This is a genomic window from Falsiphaeobacter marinintestinus (assembly GCF_007923355.1).
Lineage (GTDB): Bacteria > Pseudomonadota > Alphaproteobacteria > Rhodobacterales > Rhodobacteraceae > Phaeobacter_A > Phaeobacter_A marinintestinus.
In genome coordinates, this window is sequence record NZ_VOGO01000002.1 from 237368 (window position 1) to 257621 (window position 20254).

The 20254-nt window shown below is 57.9% G+C and carries 21 protein-coding genes; 3 read left to right on the plus strand and 18 right to left on the minus strand.

The window, feature by feature from the left end:
- Window positions 1-119: 119 nt before the first annotated feature.
- The 7 genes from FOY56_RS05445 to FOY56_RS05475 form a co-directional block, all read right to left on the minus strand.
- Window positions 120-761 carry an SDR family NAD(P)-dependent oxidoreductase gene (locus FOY56_RS05445; protein ID WP_146345145.1) on the minus strand — a complete coding sequence of 214 codons (642 nt, stop codon included), beginning with the start codon at window positions 759-761 and terminating at the stop codon, window positions 120-122.
- Between the two features lie 43 nt (window positions 762-804).
- Complete coding sequence (locus tag FOY56_RS05450; protein ID WP_146344806.1) at window positions 805-1077, minus strand: pilus assembly protein PilP; 273 nt, start codon at window positions 1075-1077, stop codon at window positions 805-807.
- Window positions 1078-1232: 155 nt separating this feature from the next.
- A complete protein-coding gene (gene purF, locus FOY56_RS05455; RefSeq protein WP_146344807.1) occupies window positions 1233-2693 on the minus strand; it encodes an amidophosphoribosyltransferase in 1461 nt (486 codons plus the stop codon).
- 192 nt (window positions 2694-2885) lie between these two features.
- Window positions 2886-3446 carry a CvpA family protein gene (locus tag FOY56_RS05460; RefSeq protein WP_146344808.1) on the minus strand — a complete coding sequence of 187 codons (561 nt, stop codon included), beginning with the start codon at window positions 3444-3446 and terminating at the stop codon, window positions 2886-2888.
- 32 nt (window positions 3447-3478) lie between these two features.
- Window positions 3479-4843 carry a DNA repair protein RadA gene (gene radA, locus FOY56_RS05465; protein WP_146344809.1) on the minus strand — a complete coding sequence of 455 codons (1365 nt, stop codon included), beginning with the start codon at window positions 4841-4843 and terminating at the stop codon, window positions 3479-3481.
- A 54-nt stretch (window positions 4844-4897) separates the two neighbouring features.
- A complete protein-coding gene (locus FOY56_RS05470) occupies window positions 4898-5362 on the minus strand; it encodes a paraquat-inducible protein A (protein WP_146344810.1) in 465 nt (154 codons plus the stop codon).
- A gap of 154 nt (window positions 5363-5516) precedes the next feature.
- A complete protein-coding gene (locus FOY56_RS05475) occupies window positions 5517-6089 on the minus strand; it encodes a fatty acid desaturase CarF family protein (RefSeq protein WP_146344811.1) in 573 nt (190 codons plus the stop codon).
- A 174-nt stretch (window positions 6090-6263) separates the two neighbouring features.
- On the opposite strand from FOY56_RS05475, the gene FOY56_RS05480 reads away from it, so the two are divergent.
- Window positions 6264-6884 carry a TetR/AcrR family transcriptional regulator gene (locus FOY56_RS05480; protein WP_146344812.1) on the plus strand — a complete coding sequence of 207 codons (621 nt, stop codon included), beginning with the start codon at window positions 6264-6266 and terminating at the stop codon, window positions 6882-6884.
- A 1-nt stretch (window position 6885) separates the two neighbouring features.
- Here FOY56_RS05480 and FOY56_RS05485 read toward each other — a convergent pair whose 3' ends face one another.
- The 6 genes from FOY56_RS05485 to FOY56_RS05510 form a co-directional block, all read right to left on the minus strand.
- A complete protein-coding gene (locus FOY56_RS05485) occupies window positions 6886-7632 on the minus strand; it encodes an ABC transporter ATP-binding protein (protein ID WP_146344813.1) in 747 nt (248 codons plus the stop codon).
- Window positions 7629-8411: an MlaE family ABC transporter permease gene (locus FOY56_RS05490; protein ID WP_146344814.1), complete on the minus strand. Its 783-nt coding sequence runs from the start codon at window positions 8409-8411 to the stop codon at window positions 7629-7631. Before FOY56_RS05490 ends, FOY56_RS05485 begins: the two co-directional genes overlap by 4 nt.
- Window positions 8408-9445: an alanine racemase gene (alr, locus tag FOY56_RS05495; RefSeq protein ID WP_146344815.1), complete on the minus strand. Its 1038-nt coding sequence runs from the start codon at window positions 9443-9445 to the stop codon at window positions 8408-8410. The genes FOY56_RS05490 and alr overlap by 4 nt, the downstream gene beginning before the upstream one ends.
- Before the next feature lie 51 nt (window positions 9446-9496).
- Window positions 9497-9928, minus strand: coding sequence for a nuclear transport factor 2 family protein (locus tag FOY56_RS05500; protein WP_146344816.1), 432 nt, complete (start codon window positions 9926-9928; stop codon window positions 9497-9499).
- 59 nt (window positions 9929-9987) lie between these two features.
- Window positions 9988-10770: a DUF1194 domain-containing protein gene (locus FOY56_RS05505; RefSeq protein ID WP_146344817.1), complete on the minus strand. Its 783-nt coding sequence runs from the start codon at window positions 10768-10770 to the stop codon at window positions 9988-9990.
- 62 nt (window positions 10771-10832) lie between these two features.
- On the minus strand, window positions 10833-12317 hold the full coding sequence (locus FOY56_RS05510; RefSeq protein WP_146344818.1) for a replicative DNA helicase: 1485 nt from the start codon (window positions 12315-12317) through the stop codon (window positions 10833-10835).
- 326 nt (window positions 12318-12643) lie between these two features.
- On the opposite strand from FOY56_RS05510, the gene FOY56_RS05515 reads away from it, so the two are divergent.
- Entirely contained in the window at window positions 12644-13390 is a 747-nt protein-coding gene (locus FOY56_RS05515; RefSeq protein ID WP_246139421.1) for a vWA domain-containing protein, read from the plus strand.
- Here FOY56_RS05515 and FOY56_RS05520 read toward each other — a convergent pair.
- The 4 genes from FOY56_RS05520 to pyrC form a co-directional block, all read right to left on the minus strand.
- A complete protein-coding gene (locus FOY56_RS05520) occupies window positions 13387-14064 on the minus strand; it encodes an orotate phosphoribosyltransferase (RefSeq protein ID WP_146344819.1) in 678 nt (225 codons plus the stop codon). The genes FOY56_RS05515 and FOY56_RS05520 overlap by 4 nt on opposite strands.
- Window positions 14065-14194: 130 nt before the next feature.
- Window positions 14195-15685 (minus strand): calcium-binding protein, encoded by a 1491-nt coding sequence (locus FOY56_RS24050; protein WP_186766247.1) that lies wholly within the window; start codon window positions 15683-15685, stop codon window positions 14195-14197.
- Window positions 15686-15983: 298 nt separating this feature from the next.
- Window positions 15984-17552, minus strand: a complete 1569-nt coding sequence (locus FOY56_RS05530; RefSeq protein ID WP_146344821.1) for a calcium-binding protein — start codon at window positions 17550-17552, stop codon at window positions 15984-15986.
- Window positions 17553-17686: 134 nt separating this feature from the next.
- A complete protein-coding gene (pyrC, locus tag FOY56_RS05535; protein WP_146344822.1) occupies window positions 17687-18730 on the minus strand; it encodes a dihydroorotase in 1044 nt (347 codons plus the stop codon).
- A 107-nt stretch (window positions 18731-18837) separates the two neighbouring features.
- On the opposite strand from pyrC, the gene FOY56_RS05540 reads away from it, so the two are divergent.
- Window positions 18838-19296, plus strand: coding sequence for an Rv1443c family protein (locus tag FOY56_RS05540; RefSeq protein ID WP_146344823.1), 459 nt, complete (start codon window positions 18838-18840; stop codon window positions 19294-19296).
- Here FOY56_RS05540 and FOY56_RS05545 read toward each other — a convergent pair.
- Entirely contained in the window at window positions 19268-20230 is a 963-nt protein-coding gene (locus FOY56_RS05545; RefSeq protein ID WP_146344824.1) for a phosphoadenosine phosphosulfate reductase, read from the minus strand. The two genes, FOY56_RS05540 and FOY56_RS05545, sit on opposite strands and share 29 nt — an antisense overlap.
- Window positions 20231-20254 lie beyond the last annotated feature (24 nt).

Below are 20254 nucleotides of genomic sequence, written 5' to 3' on the forward strand. Positions count from 1 at the left end.
AAATCCCGCCTTGTTTGAGCTTTGATAGACGCCGTTGACAGGCTGGGCAAGCAAGCGCGTTTCTTCTCTTTCAAAATACTCTTGCCAACGGCATGGCCCGTCAGGGCCATTTCCGTGCGTCAGAGCTGCGCCAGCAAGCGTGCGGCCTCACTGGCGGGGGTCGCCAGCGCGCTGCGATCTTCGCCCGGATGCACCCGCGCACGGATGGCTGTGGCCATCGGCCGGGGCTGCAGCACATGTACGCGGGGGCCTGTCTTCACAGTCTCGGCCTGCCAACTGCGCGCCAGTGCGATCTGCGCTGCCTTGGTGGCGCCATAGATGCCATGAAACTTCTCACCTGCGTGGGGGTCATCAAAAAACACGGCCTGACCGTCATCGCCCAGCAAAGGCGCAACATAGGGGATCAGCACCGACACGGCGGTTGTGTTGATCGCGTTGCATTTTTCCCAGTCCTTGGCATCGATGAAAACGGCGGGTGTCAGGTGGGTGATATGGATCGCGGTATGCAGCCACAGATCCAGCTTGCCCCAGCGGTCATGAATGCCACGGCACAGCGTGGCCATGGCATCAGGCACCGTGATGTCCATTGGTGCAAGGGTGGCGCTGCCGCCTTTGGCCTGGATGCGGTCATCCAGTTCTTCCAAAGCGCCGGTGGTGCGAGCCACGGCGACGATATGATGGGTTTCGCACAGCGCTTCGGCCAGAGCAGCACCAAGGCCGCGCGACGCGCCAGTGATCAGGGCAACAGGAGTATCGGTCATGCCGGGCGGTTTGGCCTTGCCGGTGACCGGGGTCAAGCCCCTATCAGGATCCGGGCATCTCTACCCGCCGGGTGCGGCCATTTTTTTCCAGAATCAGGCCGTTTTCGTCGATGGCGACGATTTTCCCGGCCGTCAGTCGGGTGCCCGCTGTAACCTGTTTGATCCGCCCACCGGGCATCCGCACAAGCGCTTTATAGGCCCCGGATGCGCCATTCAGCCCGATCAGCGTGACGCTGGACAGATCGGCGGCTTTTTCCTGTGTCGCGGTTGCGGCGACGTTAGCGGGTGTTTTGCCCGAACTTGCCTTGCTACTCATGATCCCCTTCAACGGGTGGCCATCGCCCGGCCCGTTCATCGTTACGTTCAGAAGGTGGTGACATAAGTGCTGCGAAGCAGCGATGGAAGCTGAAGATTGTGCTTCGGGCGATCCTTTGCCGGTGACCGCGGGTCACCGGCAACGCCCTGCCGATCTTATTCGGCGGCTTCCTTCATTTCGAACCCTTTGGCCAGCATGTCGGACGGTTTGACGGGGTATTCCCCCGAGAAACAGGCATCGCAATACTGCGGTGTTGCCGGATTACGACCGCCAGCCTCGCCAACCGCACGGTAAAGCCCGTCCAGAGTAATGAACTTCAGGCTGTCCACGCCCAGATGCGAGCGCATTTCTTCTTCCGACATGGTTGCGGCCAACAGCTTTTCGCGCTGAGGCGTGTCGACACCATAGAAACAGGGCCATGCAGTGGGCGGAGAGGCGATGCGGAAATGCACTTCCTTCGCGCCCGCATCCAAGATCATTTCCTTGATCTTTCGGCTGGTTGTGCCACGCACCACGGAATCGTCGACCAGAATAACCCGTTTGCCCCGGATCAAGGCCCGGTTCACGTTCAGCTTCAGTCGCACGCCCATGTTGCGGATCTGTTCGGTCGGCTCGATGAAGGTTCGACCCATGTACTGGTTCCGGATAATCCCCATTGCATAAGGGATGCCCGATTCCAGCGAATAGCCAATCGCCGCAGGGGTGCCGCTATCAGGAACAGGGCAGACCAGATCGGCGTCCACCGGGTTTTCCTTGGCCAGTTCGCGGCCAATGCTTTCGCGGGTTTCATAAACCGACCGGCCGCCCAGGATCGAATCGGGGCGCGAGAAATAGACATGTTCGAAGATGCAGAACCGGGGCTTTTGTTTGCGGAACGGGAAATGGCTTTGCACACCGTGCTCGGGTGTGATGACAACCATTTCGCCGGGCTCGATCTCGCGGATAAACTCGGAACCGATAATGTCGAGCGCACAGGTTTCGGAACTCAGCACCCAGCCGTCCCCGATCTTACCCAGCACAAGCGGGCGCACACCCAGCGGGTCGCGTACACCGATCAGTTTGGTCCGCGTCATGGCCACGATCGAAAACGCGCCTTCGACACGTCGCAGCGCGTCTTCCATCCGCTCGGGGATGTTGCGCTGGAGCGACCGTGCCATCAGATGAATGATGCATTCACTGTCAGACGAGCTCTGGAAAATCGAACCGCGTTCAATCAGTTCACGGCGCAGGGCATCGGCATTGGTGATGTTGCCGTTATGGGCAATCGCCGCGCCCCCCATCGAGAATTCGCCAAAGAACGGCTGAACATCGCGAATCGCGGTCTGCCCTTTGGATCCGGCAGTGGAATAGCGCACATGCCCTATGGCCAGCGGCCCGGGCAGGGTTTCCATGATGTCGGTCGAGGTGAAATTGTCCCGGACATATCCAAAGCGGCGGGCCGAATTGAACCCTTGCGTCGGGTCGTGCGTCACAATCCCCCCGGCTTCCTGGCCACGGTGCTGCAGGGCGTGCAGGCCAAGGGCGACAAAACTGGAGGCGTCTTTGACGCCGGAGACTCCGAATATGCCGCACTCTTCGCGCAGTTTATCATCGTCAAACGGGTGGGCGGGAGGCATTTGCGTCATCGGCACGGGTGAGGGGCTCCGAATCCGTGGGCTGTATCATTTACCCACATAAAGGCACCGGCGGTCAGTGTCACGAAAGGATCACAAAATGTTGCGGAAGTATCCGAAAAAATAATCTTCAAACTGCAACCCTCCGCCGACGGAGGACTGCAGCGCTATATTTTTGCGGGTTTATCCGAGGTATTATTGGGCCGAGCCGCAGCTGCCGACCAGACCTTCGTATTGTTGGGTGATCCAGCCAAGCGCCTCTTCCGGGCTTTGCTGTTCGATTTTGTCACTGAACCGCGAGAACACCTGGGCCGAACGGCTTTCATCAACGATGGTGAAATTCTGCGCAGTAATCACGGTGTCATAGACAAAGAAGGCCACCGCAACCAGAAGGATGCCGCGCGCCACGCCAAACAGGAACCCCAGACCCTGGTCCAGCCCGCCAAGCGCCGAGCGTTGCACGAGCGTCGAAAACAGCGGTGTGAAAAAGCTGACGACGATCAGGGCAACAGCAAACACTGCCGCAAAGGCCGCGATAATGCTAAGTTCGCAACTGTCGGCGATGAAATCGCTTAGCACCGGGACCTCTTTGATCAGCGGTTCGGCCTGCGGTGCGAAGATGAATGCCAGAACCGCAGCGGCCACCCAGCCGGCGATTGCCATGACTTCGCGAACGATACCGCGCGAATACGCCAACAGTGCCGAGAGCACGATGACCACGGCCACGATGCCGTCGATGATGGTGAAACCTTCCATGTCTCTCGCCTGTCCCGATCGCTACTTCGTTGTTATCCGGCCCCGAAGATGTCGCCGACAAATCCTACCAGGTCGGCAGGTCGTGTCATTGACATCCCGCCGCCCGGTCCGGTTTTGCCGCCAGCCGGAGCAATGGCTGCGGTGAAACCAAGTTTTTGCGCTTCTTTCAACCTGTTTTCGGTCTGAGGGGCCGGACGAAGGGCACCAGACAGGCTGATTTCCCCGAAAACAACGGTATCTGCGGGAAGCGCTGTGTCTTCGCGGGCACTTATTAGAGCGGCCGCCACGGCCAGATCTGCGGCCGGTTCACTGATCTTCATACCGCCTGCGACGTTCAGATAGACATCGAGCCCGGCAAACGGGATGCCGCAGCGGGCTTCGAGAACCGCAAGAATCATCGCCAGCCGCCCTCCGTCCCAGCCGACGACCGACCGGCGCGCCTGTGAATGCGGGGAGGGCGCAACAAGCGCCTGGATTTCGGTCAGGACGGGCCGGGTGCCTTCGATCCCGGCAAACACGGCCGATCCCGGATTGGGTTCGCCGCGTTCCGACAGGAACAGGGCCGAGGGGTTGGAAACTTCGGCAAGCCCGCCACCGGTCATTTCAAACACGCCGATTTCGTCGGCGGGGCCGAAGCGGTTTTTCACGGCGCGCAGGATGCGGAACTGGTGGCCGCGTTCGCCTTCGAAATAAAGGACCGTGTCGACCATATGTTCGACCACGCGGGGGCCAGCGATCTGTCCGTCCTTGGTGACATGGCCGACCATCACAACGCTGACGCCATTGCGCTTGGCAAAAGTGGTCAGCTCATGCGCAGCGGCGCGGACTTGAGACACGCTGCCCGGCGCGCTTTCGACATTGTCCGCCCACATCGTCTGAATCGAATCGATGATCACCAGCTGGGGCTTTTCGGCCTCCAACGTGGTCAGGATATCGCGCAGGTTGGTTTCGGCACCCAGTTTAACCGGGGCGTCGGCCAGATTCAGGCGTCGGGCGCGCATCCGGACCTGCGCGCTGGCTTCCTCGCCTGAAATATAAAGCACTTTCAGACCATTGCGCGCGAACCTTGCAGCGGCTTGCAACAGCAAAGTGGATTTGCCGATCCCCGGATCGCCCCCAACCAGAATGGCAGATGCCGCGACAAGACCGCCGCCCAGAACCCGGTCCAGTTCGGCAACGCCGCTCATCGTGCGGGGCGGCGGGGCTTCTTCAGTCGAAAGATCGGTCAGCGCCACGCTGCGCCCGCGCTTGGCGCCCAGCGATTTTGAAGACGGCCCGGCGGACAGCGGGGCCTCTTCGGCGATGGAATTCCATTCGCCGCAGCCGTCGCACCGGCCCGACCATTTTGAAGTGACTGCCCCACACGAGGCGCAGACGAAGGATTTCTGTTTTGCCATTCTGCGTTACTGCACGAGCGGCTGCTTCGGCTCAACCCCAGATTGGCCCATTGCTCAGGCCTTTGAACCGTTTGCTGAAGGCTGCGTGCGCATGTTGCGTTCGATCAATATCCCCAGAATGATCGACGCCAGTATACAGGCCGTGAACAGATACAAACCCCATGCGATCTCGATCCGTGCATAAGACACGCCCTTGACGATGGTGATGTACAGCGCGATCAGGAAAATGTCTGCCATAGCAAGCTTTCCAAGGATATGCATTGCTGGCATGGCGCGCACGTCAAGCAGGTTCCATTGCACCAGCGCAAGCCCGATGCATTTCATAAACGGAGCAAACAGCGCAAAGGTCGAAACGATTAATGCAAGCACCGGGTCAGTCTGCCAAAGCGACTGCAAACCGGTCATGACCGTGATTTCGCTCATCCCGAACAGAGGCAGCAGGCTGGCACGCAAAAGCGGCGCAAACCAGGCGATTGGATACAGGATAAGCAGGGCCAGCGTGGCGAGGCGGAATAAGATCGAACTGTCCCCTTAAATGGATGCGCCGGTGCGCGTTCGATCAGAGTTGGGTTGCGTCAGCGCGGTTTGAAAGGTCTTGCAGTCTTCAAAGCCGATCAAAACCGGCTTTGCGTGGCGCATCAGACACGCCTGATTTTGAACAATCGCGGGGCGGTCAGTCGCGATACCAGGATTTGGTTTGCAGATCCGGACGGCGGGGGGCGCCGAACAGGGGCACGAAAATCCGCTCCAGCCCACGCCAGAACCCCAGCTTGTCCAACCAGGGATTCAGCCATGGGGTCAGCACGCAATAATGTGTGACGTGCGGGTCGATATGATGCTTCCAGTGATGCGGTGCGTTTTGAAGGACCCCGATTTTCTGGAGACGCTTGATGATCTTGGGCAGACGGTGTCGCGGTGCGTGCGTGAATCGGTGGGCCTGTTGGTTGAAGCCGCCGAATGCGGCGAAGACCAACAATTGCCATGACATTGCGTCGGCAAAGTAGGCGACGATCAAAACCAGCGCCGTAAAGGACAGGATCGGGATGTTGTTCTTGAGCCAGTGGATTTTCATCATATCAGCCGGGCGGTCATGATGCGTCTGGTTGGGCTGAACAAATACCTTGCCCCAGATCGGGTCATCAACGTCGCCCAACGTATCTTCGGCCCAGTGAAAAATGCCGCCAACCAGATCGGCCAGAAGGTACAGGCCGACGACCTGAACCGCGATAATCAATATGTCAAACATGGATAGAAACCCTTTTTCCCCAATCAAAAGTCGCAAACCGGGCCTGTGTAGTGGCCCGTCTTTCGTCCCATCGCGTTAATATTAAACGATGATTAATTAAACTTACCTTGAATTTAACCGTTGATCAATATACGATGGAAAACAGTGAAATAGTGTTTTTTTGGAGTGTGTTAGGTGGGAAGAAGATCAGATCACACTCGGGATCAGCTGCGCGAGATGATTCTAAAATCCACCTGCCAGCTGATCGAAGACGGCGGGCTTCGCGGTCTTAGTATCCGCAAGATTGCCGCAGAAATCGGGTACACGTCGGGCACGATTTATCAGGTTTTTGAAAACCTGGATGACCTGATTGTCGAGACACATGTTCTGACGCTGAAAGACCTGCATGCGACACTGGCCGACGTCGAAATTGGCGACGATCCTGAAACCTCGCTGTTTGAATTGGCCAAAACCTGTCTCCAATTCGCAAACGCGCATCAGAACCGTTGGAACGCCGTGTTTTTTCATATGCTTCCCGAACAGCGAACTCTTCCGGATCACTATGTTGAACAGGTGACGCAGTTGCTGGCTTATGGCGTCAAAGCGATCGATCCGCTGTTTTCGCAACAGGGGAGCGCAGAGGCCTGGCTGTCTGCGCGGGTGCTGTGGTCAAGCCTGTATGGGATCGTGTCACTGGAAACGACGTCAAAACTGTCCCGCGAAGAAGAGGCGGATGTGTTTATCCGGACGCTGCTGCGCAACTTTTTGGCCGGCCTGAAAATGGAACTGGCCCAACCGGACAGCGCGGACGCCTGACTTAACGCACAGCCTCAATCGGACCTTCAGCGCGCCCGTTGATGAACTGATCCAGATAGGGATCGCCGCTGTCATCCATCTTGCTGACCGGCCCGGTCCACTGGATCACGCCGTCATGCAACATCGCGATGTTGTCGGCGATAGCACGGACCGAGGTCATGTCATGGGTGATAGTCATCGCTGTGGCACCCATTTCGACGACGATTTCACGGATCAATTCGTTGATGACCCCTGCCATGATCGGGTCAAGACCAGTGGTGGGTTCGTCAAAAAAGATGATCTCGGGATCGGCGGCAATCGCACGGGCCAGGCCCACGCGTTTTTGCATGCCCCCTGACAATTCAGCCGGAAAAAGATCTGCGACCTCGGCTTTCAAACCCACGCGGCGCAGCTTTTCGATGGCGATCTCGCGCGCTTCGGCTTGCGGGCGTTTCAGCGATCCACGCAGCAGCCGGAACGCCACATTTTGCCAGACGGGGAGAGAGTCAAACAACGCGCCGCCCTGAAACAGCATGCCGAACTTGGCCAGAAACGCGTCGCGGTCGCCAGTCGATGCATCTTTGCCGTCGACAAGAATTTTGCCGGAATCAGGCTGGATCAGTCCCAGAATGCACTTCAGGGCCACTGATTTTCCCGTGCCCGAACCACCGATGATGACCATCGACGTCCCGCTTTTGATTTCCAGGGTCATACCGCGCAGCACACGGTTGTTGCCAAAGGCCTTTTGGACGTTCTCAAGCTGGATCATACCGAGAAAAACACCCCCGTCAGCAGGAAGTTGGCAGCAAGGATAAGAACGGCGGCGGCTTCGACGCTGCCCTTGGTCGCACGGCCAACACCCTGAGCCCCGCGGCCGGAATTCATGCCGAAATAGCACCCCATCACGGCGGAAATCCCGCCAAAGACGGTGCCCTTGACCAACGATGAAATGATGTCGAGCGGTTCAAGAAAATCGACAGTATTCTTGAGGTAAGTTGCTGAATTAAAACCAAGGCTTTGCACCGAAACCGTATACCCACCTGCGATCCCGATGATGTCACCAATGCCGACAAGCAGCGGCACGGTGATCAACGCGGCCAGCACGCGCGGCGCGACAAGGTACTGCATCGGATTGGTGGACAGCGTCACCAAAGCGTCGATCTGCTCGGTCACCTTCATCGTGGCAATTTCTGCCGCGATAGAAGACGTGACGCGTGCGGCGATCATCAGGCCGACCAACACGGGGCCAAGTTCGCGCACAATACCGATGGCGACGATCTGGGGCACGACGGCTTCGGCATCGAACCTCGCGCCGCCTGAATAGATCTGCAGGGCAAGCGCGCCGCCCGTGAAGATTGCAGTCATACCCACCACCGGCAAGGACAGCCAGCCGATCTGCAACAGTGAAATTGCCAGTTCGCGCGGATAGTAAGGCGGGCGGAAAATATGGGTGATTGCAGACCACGCAAATATCGATGCCCGACCGACTTCTGCCAATGTCACCAGAACCATGCGGCCAAGTTGCGCAAGAAGCGTGAGGGGGTTCATCCCTTGTACACCCGCTTGTATCGCGCACCCAGAGAGGTCAGGATCTCGTAGCCAATTGTGCCCGCAGCGTCAGCCAGATCATCAACACCTTGTTCGGTGTTCATCAGCGCCAGAGATTCAGGCTCTTGCGCCAGATCCGTGATGTCGACAGTGATCAGGTCCATCGATACGCGTCCGATCAAAGGGCACGACGTATCCTGGGTGAACAGGTGGACGTTGTCACTTCCAATAGCGCGCAAAAGACCATCGGCATAGCCCGCAGCGACAGTTGCGATGCGTGACGGGCGCTTGGCCGTCCAATTGTTGCCATAACCGACCGTTTCACCAGCTCTCAGATCGCGGATCTGGATGACGGGCAGGTCAAGGGACACAACCGGAACGGCCTCGTCAAATGGCAGGCCGCCATAGAGGCCGACGCCAGGGCGGGTGATGTCAAAGTGATAATCAGGGCCCAACAGGATACCACCCGTTGCTGCCAGCGATCGCGACACGTCGATACCTTCCGTAAGTTCGTGAAACACGCGCAACTGATGGGCGTTCATCGGGTGGTCGGGGTCATCCGCGCAGGCCAGATGTGACATGATCAGCACCGGCATCTGTCTGAGTGCGATGTCTTTCAGCGCGACCCATTCATCGGGTTCCATGCCCAGACGGTTCATCCCGGTGTCCAGCTGAATGCCAAACGCGCGATGCGGCAGGCTTTCAACGTGGCGCAACAACTGGTCAACCGAATTCAGCATCGGAACCAGATCATGATTGCGGATCAGACCGGTGTCGCCGTCCATATGCCCGGAAAACACGCAGATCATCGGGCCGGGGCCAACGGCCTCGCGCACGGCGGCACCTTCTTCGGCAGCGGCGACAAAGAACCGCCGCGCACCCGTTTGGGCCAGTTTGTGGGCCACAACGCCTGCCCCAAGCCCATAACCGTCGGCTTTGACGACAGCGGCGGTTTCACAGGACGTGCGCGCGTCCAGGGCGCGCCAGTTGGCGGCCAACGCGTCAAGGTCGATGGAAAGGGTCGCGGTGCTCATGGGGCGTTCATGCCATGGGGACGTCTGGCGTCAAGGGGATTCGCAGTGTCGTCAGGTGGCAGGATGCATCTTCGAATGCCACCAGATCCGAACGGCCCGGGCAAGGCCGCTATCGTCGAACTCGGCAACCAGCGTGCCATCCAGTTCCAGCCGGGGCAGGGGATCGCCGGGCTGGCGATCAGGCAGGCCGGTTCCGGTGGACTTGGCCCAGATCGCAAACAGCTCCTCCGAGGCGACTTGATAGGTTACGTTCCAATGCCCGATGCCACCGTTTGGCGTTTCGGCCAACACTTCGTAATTCAGTTCGATATCGTCCTGCAGCTTGATACGATCCCAATACGCCGCCCGTTCCTGTGGTGTCTTTTGCACCTGAAACGGCGTGTTCCAGTATTGGCCGTCCTCAAGAAAAAGGGCCGCAAAGCCTTCGGAATCCTGACCTTCCCAGACCCGTTTGTAAGCTGCCATGAAGTCGTGAATGGTCATAGTACCCTCCGCTTGGTTCCGCGCAGGGTTTCGCCTGCGCGGGCGAAGGTCAAGTCCATTCAGGGTTCCGGGAAATCGCCCATGTTGCGTTGCCAGATTTTTTCTCCGACCAGACAGTCATATGTGGTGGCGGGTATGACCTGGGGGGCAGCCTGTGGAACAAGGCCTGCGATTTCCAGCACCAGCTTTCTACGGACAGCCTTTGCAAACTGATCCCACGTCAATACTGGGATCACAAAAGCGCCGGGACCACCGATCACGCAATTCTGGTAATAGATATCAAGATCGGGGATGCCCCACCGGTCAGAAAACGCGTCGCGCGTCATCAACGGCAAACCGTTGATCGTAATCCCACGGGCCAAAACCTGACTGCGGGCGTCAAGCACGAGCGCGCCCGAATTGTTAGGGCCATCCCCCGAGACATCGATGACGCGTCGCAATCCGACAAATTCGTTCAGCTCAAAACTGTCGGCACCATACAGCAACGCGCCCGAAATCGACGTGCGCCGCATCCCGTCGTTGAACCACGAGGTCAGCCGGTCGGCCAAAGCCTGCGCATCGTCGCGCGTTTCGATCAGGGTCCATGGGATGACAACGGTTTGGGACGCTGATCCGGCCCATTCTACGTAAGTCACCGCGATCCGCCCAATCATGCCTTTGCCGATGGTTTTGAAAACTTCGTCGCTGGAAAGGGCTTCGGCATAGCCGCGACGCTGGATTTCCAGCTCGGCAGGGGTCATCGACCGCGAAACGTCCACTGCCAGAACCAATTCGACATCAACCTCGGTTTGGGCCTTGGCCGGTGCAGCCAACACCAAAAGGAATATGAGCAGGACACGCATAGCCACATTGCGCCCCAGTGCCGGGCGCAAGTCCAGTCACGAATGCGTCACGCGAAGCGGGTTCAGAATTGCTGGTCGTCGGTTTGCCAGGTTTTCGCAAGGTTCCCAAATCGCGTGAACTGAGCTTCGAACGACAGCTCGACCGTGCCAATAGGGCCGTGCCGCTGCTTGCCAACAATGACCTCGGCCTTGCCGTGCAGGCTCTCCATCTCTTCGATCCACTGGGCCATGGCCTCGACATTGTCTTCGCCGGGTTTTTCCCGCTCTTTATAGTATTCGCCGCGATAGACGAACATCACCACGTCAGCATCCTGTTCGATGGAACCTGATTCCCGAAGGTCAGACAGCTGCGGGCGTTTATCGTCGCGGCTTTCAACCTGACGCGACAGCTGGGACAAGGCGATCACCGGAATGTCGAGTTCCTTGGCGATGGCCTTCATGCCCATTGAAATCTCGCCGATTTCGTTCACGCGGTTGTCTGCCGTGCCGCGGCACAGCTGCAGATAGTCGATGATCAGCAGATCCAGCCCATGGGTCCGTTTCAGACGCCGAGCGCGGGCTGCCAACTGACTGATCGGCAGGGCCGGAGTGTCGTCGATATAAAGAGGGCAGGCTTCCAGATCTTTGGCGGCTTCAACAAAGCGGCGAAACTCGCCCTCGGTCAGATCGCCCTGACGGATTTTGTGCGACGAAATTTCGGACGCCTCGGACAAAATCCGTCCGGCCAGCTGTTCGGCGCTCATTTCAAGGCTGAAAAACCCGACGACGCCGCCGTCAATCGTGCCTTCGGAACCGTCCGGTTTCAGCCCGCGTTTGTACGCTTTGGCAACATTGAACGCGATGTTTGTGGCGAGCGAGGTTTTGCCCATCGATGGGCGTCCGGCAAGAATCAGAAGGTCGGAGGGATGCAGGCCGCCCAGTTTTTTGTCGAGATCTGTCAGTGCGGTCGGTACACCGGCCATGCCGCCACCGCGTTGATAGGCTGCGTTGGCCACGTTGACCGCGTCGGTGGCGGCCTTGAGAAAACTCTGAAACCCGGTTTCGGTCTGGCCCTGTTCGGACAGCTTGTACAGCGCCTGTTCAGCTTCGACGATCTGTTCTTTCGGCTCGCTTGCGACTTCAACCCGGGCGGCCTTGTCCGAGATGTCTTTGCCCAGCCCGATCAGTTCGCGCCGGATCGCCAGATCATAGATCATCTGAGCATAGTCACGCGCTGCAAACGCACTGATCGCGGCACCGGCCAGACGGGCCAGATAGGCGGGGCCGCCCAGTTCTTTCAGGCCGTCGTCATCTTCCATAAAAGCCTTCAGCGTCACCGGAGACGCAAGTGCGTTCTTGGCAATACGGGCCGAGGCGATTTCATAGATTCGCTGATGCACAGGGTCGAAAAAATGCTCGGCCTTGATGATCGCGGCGATGCGGTCAAAGACATCGTTATTGGTCAGAATCGCGCCTAAAAGCTGCTGTTCGGCCTCGACCGAGTGCGGCATGGTCGTTTCTTCTGCTGCTTGCGTCTGTGCTGTGTCGAAATTCGAGATCTCGTTCATTGTCTGCCCCACTGCCCCTTAGGCTGACCGTCATAAAGGATGCGCTGCGGGCATGGCAAATTGTATGTTTCTGTGGATAGCCTGTGCATGGCCTGCAACCCCTTCATATTGACGCACCGGGATACCTTACGTCAACATTTAGCGTGTTTTGCGACGCAGCAGGGTCGCGACGTCAGGTCCAACACTGTGTTTTGCAACAAGTTCAAAGGCCTGTCAGCGGTTCGGGCCCAAGTCGAGAAAACCCACTCAACGAAGCGCTTTGGTCTTGGGCCGCCCCGATGTAGCATGATGGCAAAAGACCCTGCAGCATGACGAGGAGACGACGGATGCGATTGAACCCGATTCCGACAATGGCCGCGGCTTTTTGCGTGACGGCCTTGACGCTGACCGGGGGACGCCCGGCATTGGCAGTTTCCGATTGCAGCGTCGACGCGATGGTCGTTTTTGACGGATCGGGATCGATGGCCGAAATGGGGTTCAACCATCTGGGCGAGCCGCGAATCATCGAAGCCCGCCGGGCCGTCCGCGATGTCATGCCGTATATCTCGCCGTATCGACGGATGGGGCTGATCGTCTATGGACCGGGAAACGAAGATCAATGCGCCAATATCGATTTGCGATTCGCGCCTGTGCCATCGGCAGGCCCCGATGTTGTACGCGCGGTTGATGGGCTGGAACCGTCGGGCGAAACGCCCCTCACCGAAGCCGTGGAACGCGCCGCACAGGTGCTGGAGTATCGCATCAAACCCGGCGTCGTGGTTCTGGTCACGGATGGGCGTGAAACCTGTGGCGGTGCGCCGTGTCAACTGGCAGCAGAACTGGTTGCAGATTCGGTGGACCTGACTGTGCACGTCATTGGCTTCAAGATCCGCGGCGATTTTTTCGGCTGGCAGGGTAAGGAACGTGAAGCCTATGAGAACGCCGGCACTGTCGCGCGCTGTCTGGCCGACCGGACGGGTGGCGAGTACCGATCGACCGAAACAGCCGAGGAATTGGCCAAGGCGTTGGATGAAACGCTGGGTTGCCCGGTAATCAGCCGGGCAGATGCCCGGCGCCGACAGACCGCCGGTTAGCTTTTATTGGCTTCCTGCCATTCGCGAGGGGCGTTCAGGAACGCTTCGACCCCGGTCAGGGTTTCCGCGTCGAAGGCACCGGATGACTTGGCCTCGGCCAACACGTCCCACCATGTGCACAGGTGATGCAGCGCGACGCCATGATCGCCCAGCGTCTTTTCGGTCTCGGGGAAGATGCCGTAGTAAAAGATCACCGCCGTGTGCCCGCAGGTCGCGCCGGTGTCGCGGATTGCATCGACAAAGCTGAGCTTTGAGCCGCCATCGGTGGTCAGGTCTTCGACAAGCAGAACCCGCTGGCCTTCGGTCATATCACCTTCGATGCGGGCGTTGCGACCATAGCCTTTGGGTTTCTTGCGCACATAGGTCATCGGCAGCGCCATGCGTTCGGCCACCAGTGCCGCAAACGGGATGCCAGCCGTTTCACCGCCTGCGATGTTGTCAAACGCCTCAAACCCGGCATTGCGCATGATCGTGACGGTCAGAAAATCCATCAGGGTGGACCGGATGCGCGGGTACGAAATCAACTTGCGGCAGTCGATGTAAGTCGGGCTGGGCAGCCCCGACGCCAGCGTGAACGGCTCTTTCGCGTTCAGATGAACAGCTTTGATTTCAAGCAGCATCCGGGCGGTGAGGCGGGCCATTTCCTCGGCTGAGGGGTATGAACTGGGGATCATGCGGGCATCCTTTCGGCAGCGATTGGCTGTCCATAAACGCAAAGCGAACAGGATTGAAGCCTCAGACATGAAAACGCCCGGCCTGTGAGGAGATACAGGTCGGGCGTTCAGGAAATCTTAAGTGTCGAACTCAGAAAATGAAATCGGGCAGGCCAAGATCAACCAGGTCCACGCCTTCCAGCGTGATCGTGTTGCTGCCGGCCTGGATCACGACATCATCGCCGACCTGGGTCATATGATTGTTGATCAGGTCCAGCATGCCAACAATCGACGTGACGCCGCTGAGGTCGATTTTCTCTGATGCGGTTCGGGCATTGAAATCCGTAATCACGTCGTTGCCGAACTGGCCTTCGAACACAAAAGTGTCGCCGCCATTGCCGCCGGTCAGGATATCGTCGTCCAGACCGCCATTCAGGATGTCAGTGCCGCTGCCGCCGTTCAGCGTATCGTCACCGTTACCGCCCAACAGGGTGTCGACACCGTCCTCGCCATCAAGCTCATCGTTGCCACGTCCACCGTCCAGCAGGTCGTTGCCCTCACCACCATCCAGATCGTCATCGCCGTTTTCGCCGAACAGGTCGTCGTCACCCGCCAGCCCACGCAAGTGGTTGTCAGAAATGGACCCGGTCAGGCTGTCATCCTGTTCCGTGCCCATGGCGTTTTCGACGCTGGACAGTGTATCGGTATCGCCAAAGCCATCGGTTGCGGTTCCGGTACCCAGATTGACCGTCACGCCAGCGGTGCCGCCATGTTCGGCATCTTTGTCGTAACGAACGGTATCAGTACCGCCGCCGCCGTTGAACGTATCATCCCCGGCCAGCAATCGAACCTGATTATTCTCAATATTCCCGGTCACCGTGTCGGCAAACATCGACGTGCGCGCCATTTCGATGGACAGGATAACATCGGTGTCGCCCCAACCGTCTGTGGCCCGCCGGGCGGCAAAGTTGACGTCTACGCCGCTTGGATCGCCCGAGAAATGCAACTCGTCCCATCCGCCGCCGCCGTTATAGAAATCGTCACCCTGCGAGCTGTAGATTTCATCGTCACCTGCACCGGTTCGCACCACATCATCGCCCGGCGTGCCATAGACTTCGTCAACCTGACTGACATCCGGACTGCCGACGCTGGCCCAGGGAATGAACTCTCCTGCGGCATAGTCACCGGTGGCCGTGGTCGCCGAGGTTATAGAAGCGTCGAATGCTTCAAAAGCGGCGACCGAGGTGACAGAGGGCAGGGGGTCACCGACCAGCGATATGAAGTACCGGGTGCCGTGAAATTTTCCCTCGGCGTTGTCGCCTTTTTCATGATCCAGAACGAGAACGATGGCGGTTTTCTGGATGCCTCCTTCGACCCATTCAATGTCAACGATTTCGGATTCTATGTCGATTGTATCGGCATCAAAGCCACCCAGAGTAATCGAAAAATACGATCCCGGATCGATGTCCACATCGAACTCTTCAGCGTCGGGTTCACTACTGAAGGTGTAGGTGAAACCGGCCCCTGTAGGGGCAGAGACTGAGAACAGGGAGCCAGAATGAAACTGGGTGTAAACGTCATCGGTGTGATCGTCGTTGTCTTCGTAGTCCAAGCTAAAACAGGAGAATGCATAGGTAGTCATTTCGGAAAGGGCCTCTGTCAAATGATGTCTGATCATTTCGCACTTTTAGCGAGTCGTTAAATGCTGCCAGACTGCTTTCATTGAACCAAGTAGGGCATTGAAAAATATGTACCTTACGTTGGGTTAATTTGAAGGTTTTGACCTGTTCCTAAGCCACATGTTGCCCGAAACAGTGCGTCGAAACCATTTCAGGTCGAGATCCGAAAAAAACCGGAAGTAGCCTGCAGTTAAAGCGGTCAACGATCCGTCGTGTGACTTGATTGTTCGATCCTAACCCGTCCCAGGCAGCGCGGCTGACTTAGAACATCAGGGCGTCCGACATGGCCAGAGCCGCAATATCGTTTTCCAATGCGCCAAGATCAGTGTGCCCTTCAACGGTCAAAGTATTTCCGTTGTCGAAATCAAAGACGATGTTCCCGCCCGTGATGCTGGCATAGTCAAGGATCTGAGCTGCCGTCAGAGCGTCGCCACCCCAAAGGTCTGAATGAAAGATGAGGGTGTCGACATCGTCCTCGAACCCAAGGATCCGGTCATGGCCAGCGCTGAACCCAAGCAAATCCTTGCCAGGGCCGCCGTCCAGGACGTCGTTGCCTTGACCGCCATTCATGGTATCGAGCCCGCCGCCGCCACGCAGATTGTCGTTTCCGTCTTCGCCAAGAACCGTGTCGTTGCCTGCACCGCCCCGAAGCACATCTTGGCCCGCCCCGCCAAGCATCCAGTCCGCGCCCTGTGCCCCCATTAGCAGGTCGTCCCCATCCGAACCTTTCAGGACGTCATCCCCGGACCCGGCCCACAACTGGTCATTGCCCTTCAGGCCGACAAGCAAGTCGTCGCCGTCGTTGCCCTGAAGGCGATTGTCATTCAAATCCCCGACCAGCTTGTCGTCCAGTTTGGTTCCGATGACCCGTTCGATGTCCTGTAGAGAATCCTGAGCTCCGAAGCCGTCAATGGCAAAGCCCAGTTTGAGGTTTACAAAAACGCTGTTCAGCCCGGTCTGGGAATAGTCCTTGTCGTACCGCACCGTATCGATACCGCCACCGCCTAGAAACGTGTCGGCTCCACCCATTCCACGAAACTGGTTCGGGTTGTCATCTCCGATGAATGTATCGTCCTGATGGGTTCCCCAGAAAAGTTCGAAATTGGTGAAATAATAAGACGTGTCATAGGACCCTGACATGAAGTTGTAAAAACCGGTCGCTTCTCCGGCGGCGACATCAATGGTTGCGCCCGCTGGCCCATATGTCGACAAGGGGATAACCAGTTGATCGAAGGCAGCGCCGCCATCGATCACAGCGTCGTCTTCCCCCATAACTCTGCGAAACAAGGAAGCGTCGGCTAGGGCCACGAAATCGTTGTCCTTGGACTTATCGGAGAGGGTTGATCCCCATGGTATCAGCACACCTTCGCCGAACGCGCCGGTTGACTGAGACGTGCCGGTTGTTTGCGACAGAAAGGCCTGAAATTCATCCAGATCGTTTATGGGTGGCAGATCATCGCCAGAAATTTCGACAAAGTATCGCCGATACAGTGGTGTACCGAACCCGTCGGGGCCAAGATCCATGTCCAAGGAAAGCAAGGTCGTTGTGCGTGTCGTTCCGCCGTCGTCCCAGCTCAGATCGTATACGTATGCCTGCTCCAAATCGATGACGATGTAATGTAGAAAGTCGAACTTGATCAAATAGGTGTCGTGGAAATCCAAGGAGACCAAGGCCGTGCCATTCTGTGCCACAGAGTCAATGGTGTAAGAAAAGCCGGTTCCATCTTTTGCACCGATTTCAATCTGGGTTTGGAAAAAGTCTGAGTAAGTGACACCCGACGGGCCGTCCTGAATACGAAGGCTAAATGTGTCATAGGAATAAGTGCTCATGGCATGAGTCCTTTTCTTGCAAAAATAGTCCGGTAAGCCGGCGGAACGTGAGAATGAGTAGTCAAATGAATTGCGCACACCTTATCATAGATAAGGAGCGCGCCAAAACAGTATTCGGTTTTGCCGGGACGGCGTCAGTCGCGCTGAACGGCCCAATGAAGCGGGTAACCGGGGTCGAAGACGGTGATTGGGCCATCATCGCAAGCGATTTTCTCGGGATAAGTGACCGGCTCGCCTTTGGTGAGGGTTATCGACGCTTCGTTCACCGGCAGCCGGTAAAAGGCCGGACCGTTGAGCGAGGTAAAGCCCTCTAACTTGTCCAGTGCGCCGTCCTGTTCGAACACTTCGGCCAGAACGGACATGGTATTGGTCGCGGTGAAGCACCCGGCGCAGCCGCAGCTGTTTTCCTTCAGCGGGTCGACATGCGGCGCGCTGTCAGTGCCCAGAAAGAAACGCGGGTGACCGGACGTGGCCGCGTCGCGCAGGGCCAGCCGGTGGGTTTCACGTTTGGCGACCGGCAAGCAGTAGTAATGCGGCTTGATCCCGCCGACCAGAATATGGTTGCGGTTGATTACAAGGTGATGCGTGGTGATCGTCGCGGCCAGATCGTCATTGCCAGCTTTGACATAGTCGACGGCGTCTGAGGTGGTGACGTGTTCCATCACCACGCGCAGGCCGGGCGTGGCGCGCCGGATCGGATCCAGAACCCGGTCGATGAAAACAGCTTCACGATCAAAGATGTCGATCTCGGGGTCGGTGACTTCGCCATGGACGCACAGCGGCAGGCCAATCTCGGCCATGCGTTCCAGCACCGCGCGGACGTTGTCGAAGTCGCGCACGCCACTGTTCGAGTTTGTGGTGGCCCCGGCGGGGTAAAGCTTTACCGCCGTCACCAGCCCGGACGCCGCAGCCGCCGCCACATCGTCAGGATCGGTGTCTTCTGTCAGATAGAGCGTCATCAAGGGCTCGAACGACATGCCTTGGGGCAAGGCCGCCAGAATACGGTCGCGATAGGCGGCAGCCTGATCCCCCGTGATCACTGGCGGAACCAGATTCGGCATGATGATCGCCCGGGCGAAATCGCGGGCGGTTTCAGGCAGGACGGCGGTCAGCACGGCACCATCGCGCAGGTGCAAGTGCCAGTCATCGGGGCGACGAAGCGTGAGCGTATTGGTCATAAGGCCGGGCTAGCACAGGTGCGGCGATCCGACCAGAGGGGGAGGCAATTTGCGCTGTTCCAGCCGAGGTGCTGCTGCGGCAGATTTGGGGGGGAGGAAAGCCCCTGATGACCCGAGTCCTTGCATTTGAACATCACTATCCCGTGCCGCCTGACCGGTTGTTCGCGTTGGTTACGGATCTTGATACGCTTGAAGCCGTGACCAAACCTTGGGTGCAGTTTCATCATCTGCCGTCCGGGCCAGTGCACGAAGGGCAGGTCATCGACGTTGCGCTGTCTCTGTTTGGGCTTTTTCCGGTGCGCCCTTATCAGATGCGCGTGATGAAATGCGATCCTGTGGCGCGTGTGATGCGGTCGGAAGAGGATGGGATGGGCATTCACAAGCTGACGCACGAATTGCACGTTCAGGCCGAAGACACTGGGGCGGTCCTGACGGACAGAATCGAGATCGACGCCGGATGGATGACGCCGTTTGTCGCGATCTGGGCGCATATTATCTATCGCAGGCGACACCCGATTCGGCTGCGGCTTTTGGGGATTACTCCGCCGGGGGCGGCGGGGCCTTAAATGCACCTGATTCGGCTTCTTCCAGCAAAGAACTCAGCTTTTGCCGAAAGATCGGGGCGCCCATGCGCGTGATCACATTTCGGCACAGCATGATATTCAGATACGGTCGATCGTTGTCGTCAAGATAGGTCATCAGGCTGCGCAGGTAGTTCTTGTTGTTGCGCCGGGCGCGATACAATTTGTGAAAGGCCTCACCGTTCAGTTTGCCCGCACCGGCCAGCGACAAGGTCTGATACAGAATGTCCATGTTAATCAGGCGGGTCTGCAGCGCTGAACCCATGAACGGCATCCGAAGACGTGTGACGTTGGAACGTTCGAACAGGGTCGCATGCATCGCGTCCAGCTGTTGACGGGGATCGTACATCACATAGGCCTGTTCGGCGGCATCCAGCATGTCGGGCGCATAGCCATAGCGATCTGAGAACGAAGTCCGGCGCATTTCGACAAAACGGTCGTCCCATTCCGTCATCCGGGCATCCAGCGTGGCTTGCGGCTGAACCGCGATCACGGTCGATCCGGGGGCCGAAACAGAAAACGCGGCTGCCGCATAGCCACAAGGCCCGGCACCGTAAAAGATCACCTGATCGAAATCTTCGAAGAACCCGTCATCGATCAGCTGATCGAACAGGCCATACACGCGGTTATCCCGGAACCATGTATCGCCATCCGAAATGACGCACAGATGCGACCAGCCCTGCGCCTTGACCATGTCAAAGCCAAAGGGTTGCGCGGTTTCGGACAAGGTCCGGATGCCCTGGATCGTTTCGAATGTGACCAGAAGCGTGCTTTGCTGATCAATGAAGGTTGCGAAATGCTTGTCGCCAAGATCCTGCCACATGCCGAACTCTTCGGCTTGTGCCACCAATTTGGCCTTCCACTCATCCTGCGGAAGATCCGCAAGAGAGATGTCCAAGTTGCTTTCAACTTCCTGCATTCAACTGATCCTCAAAACATCGAC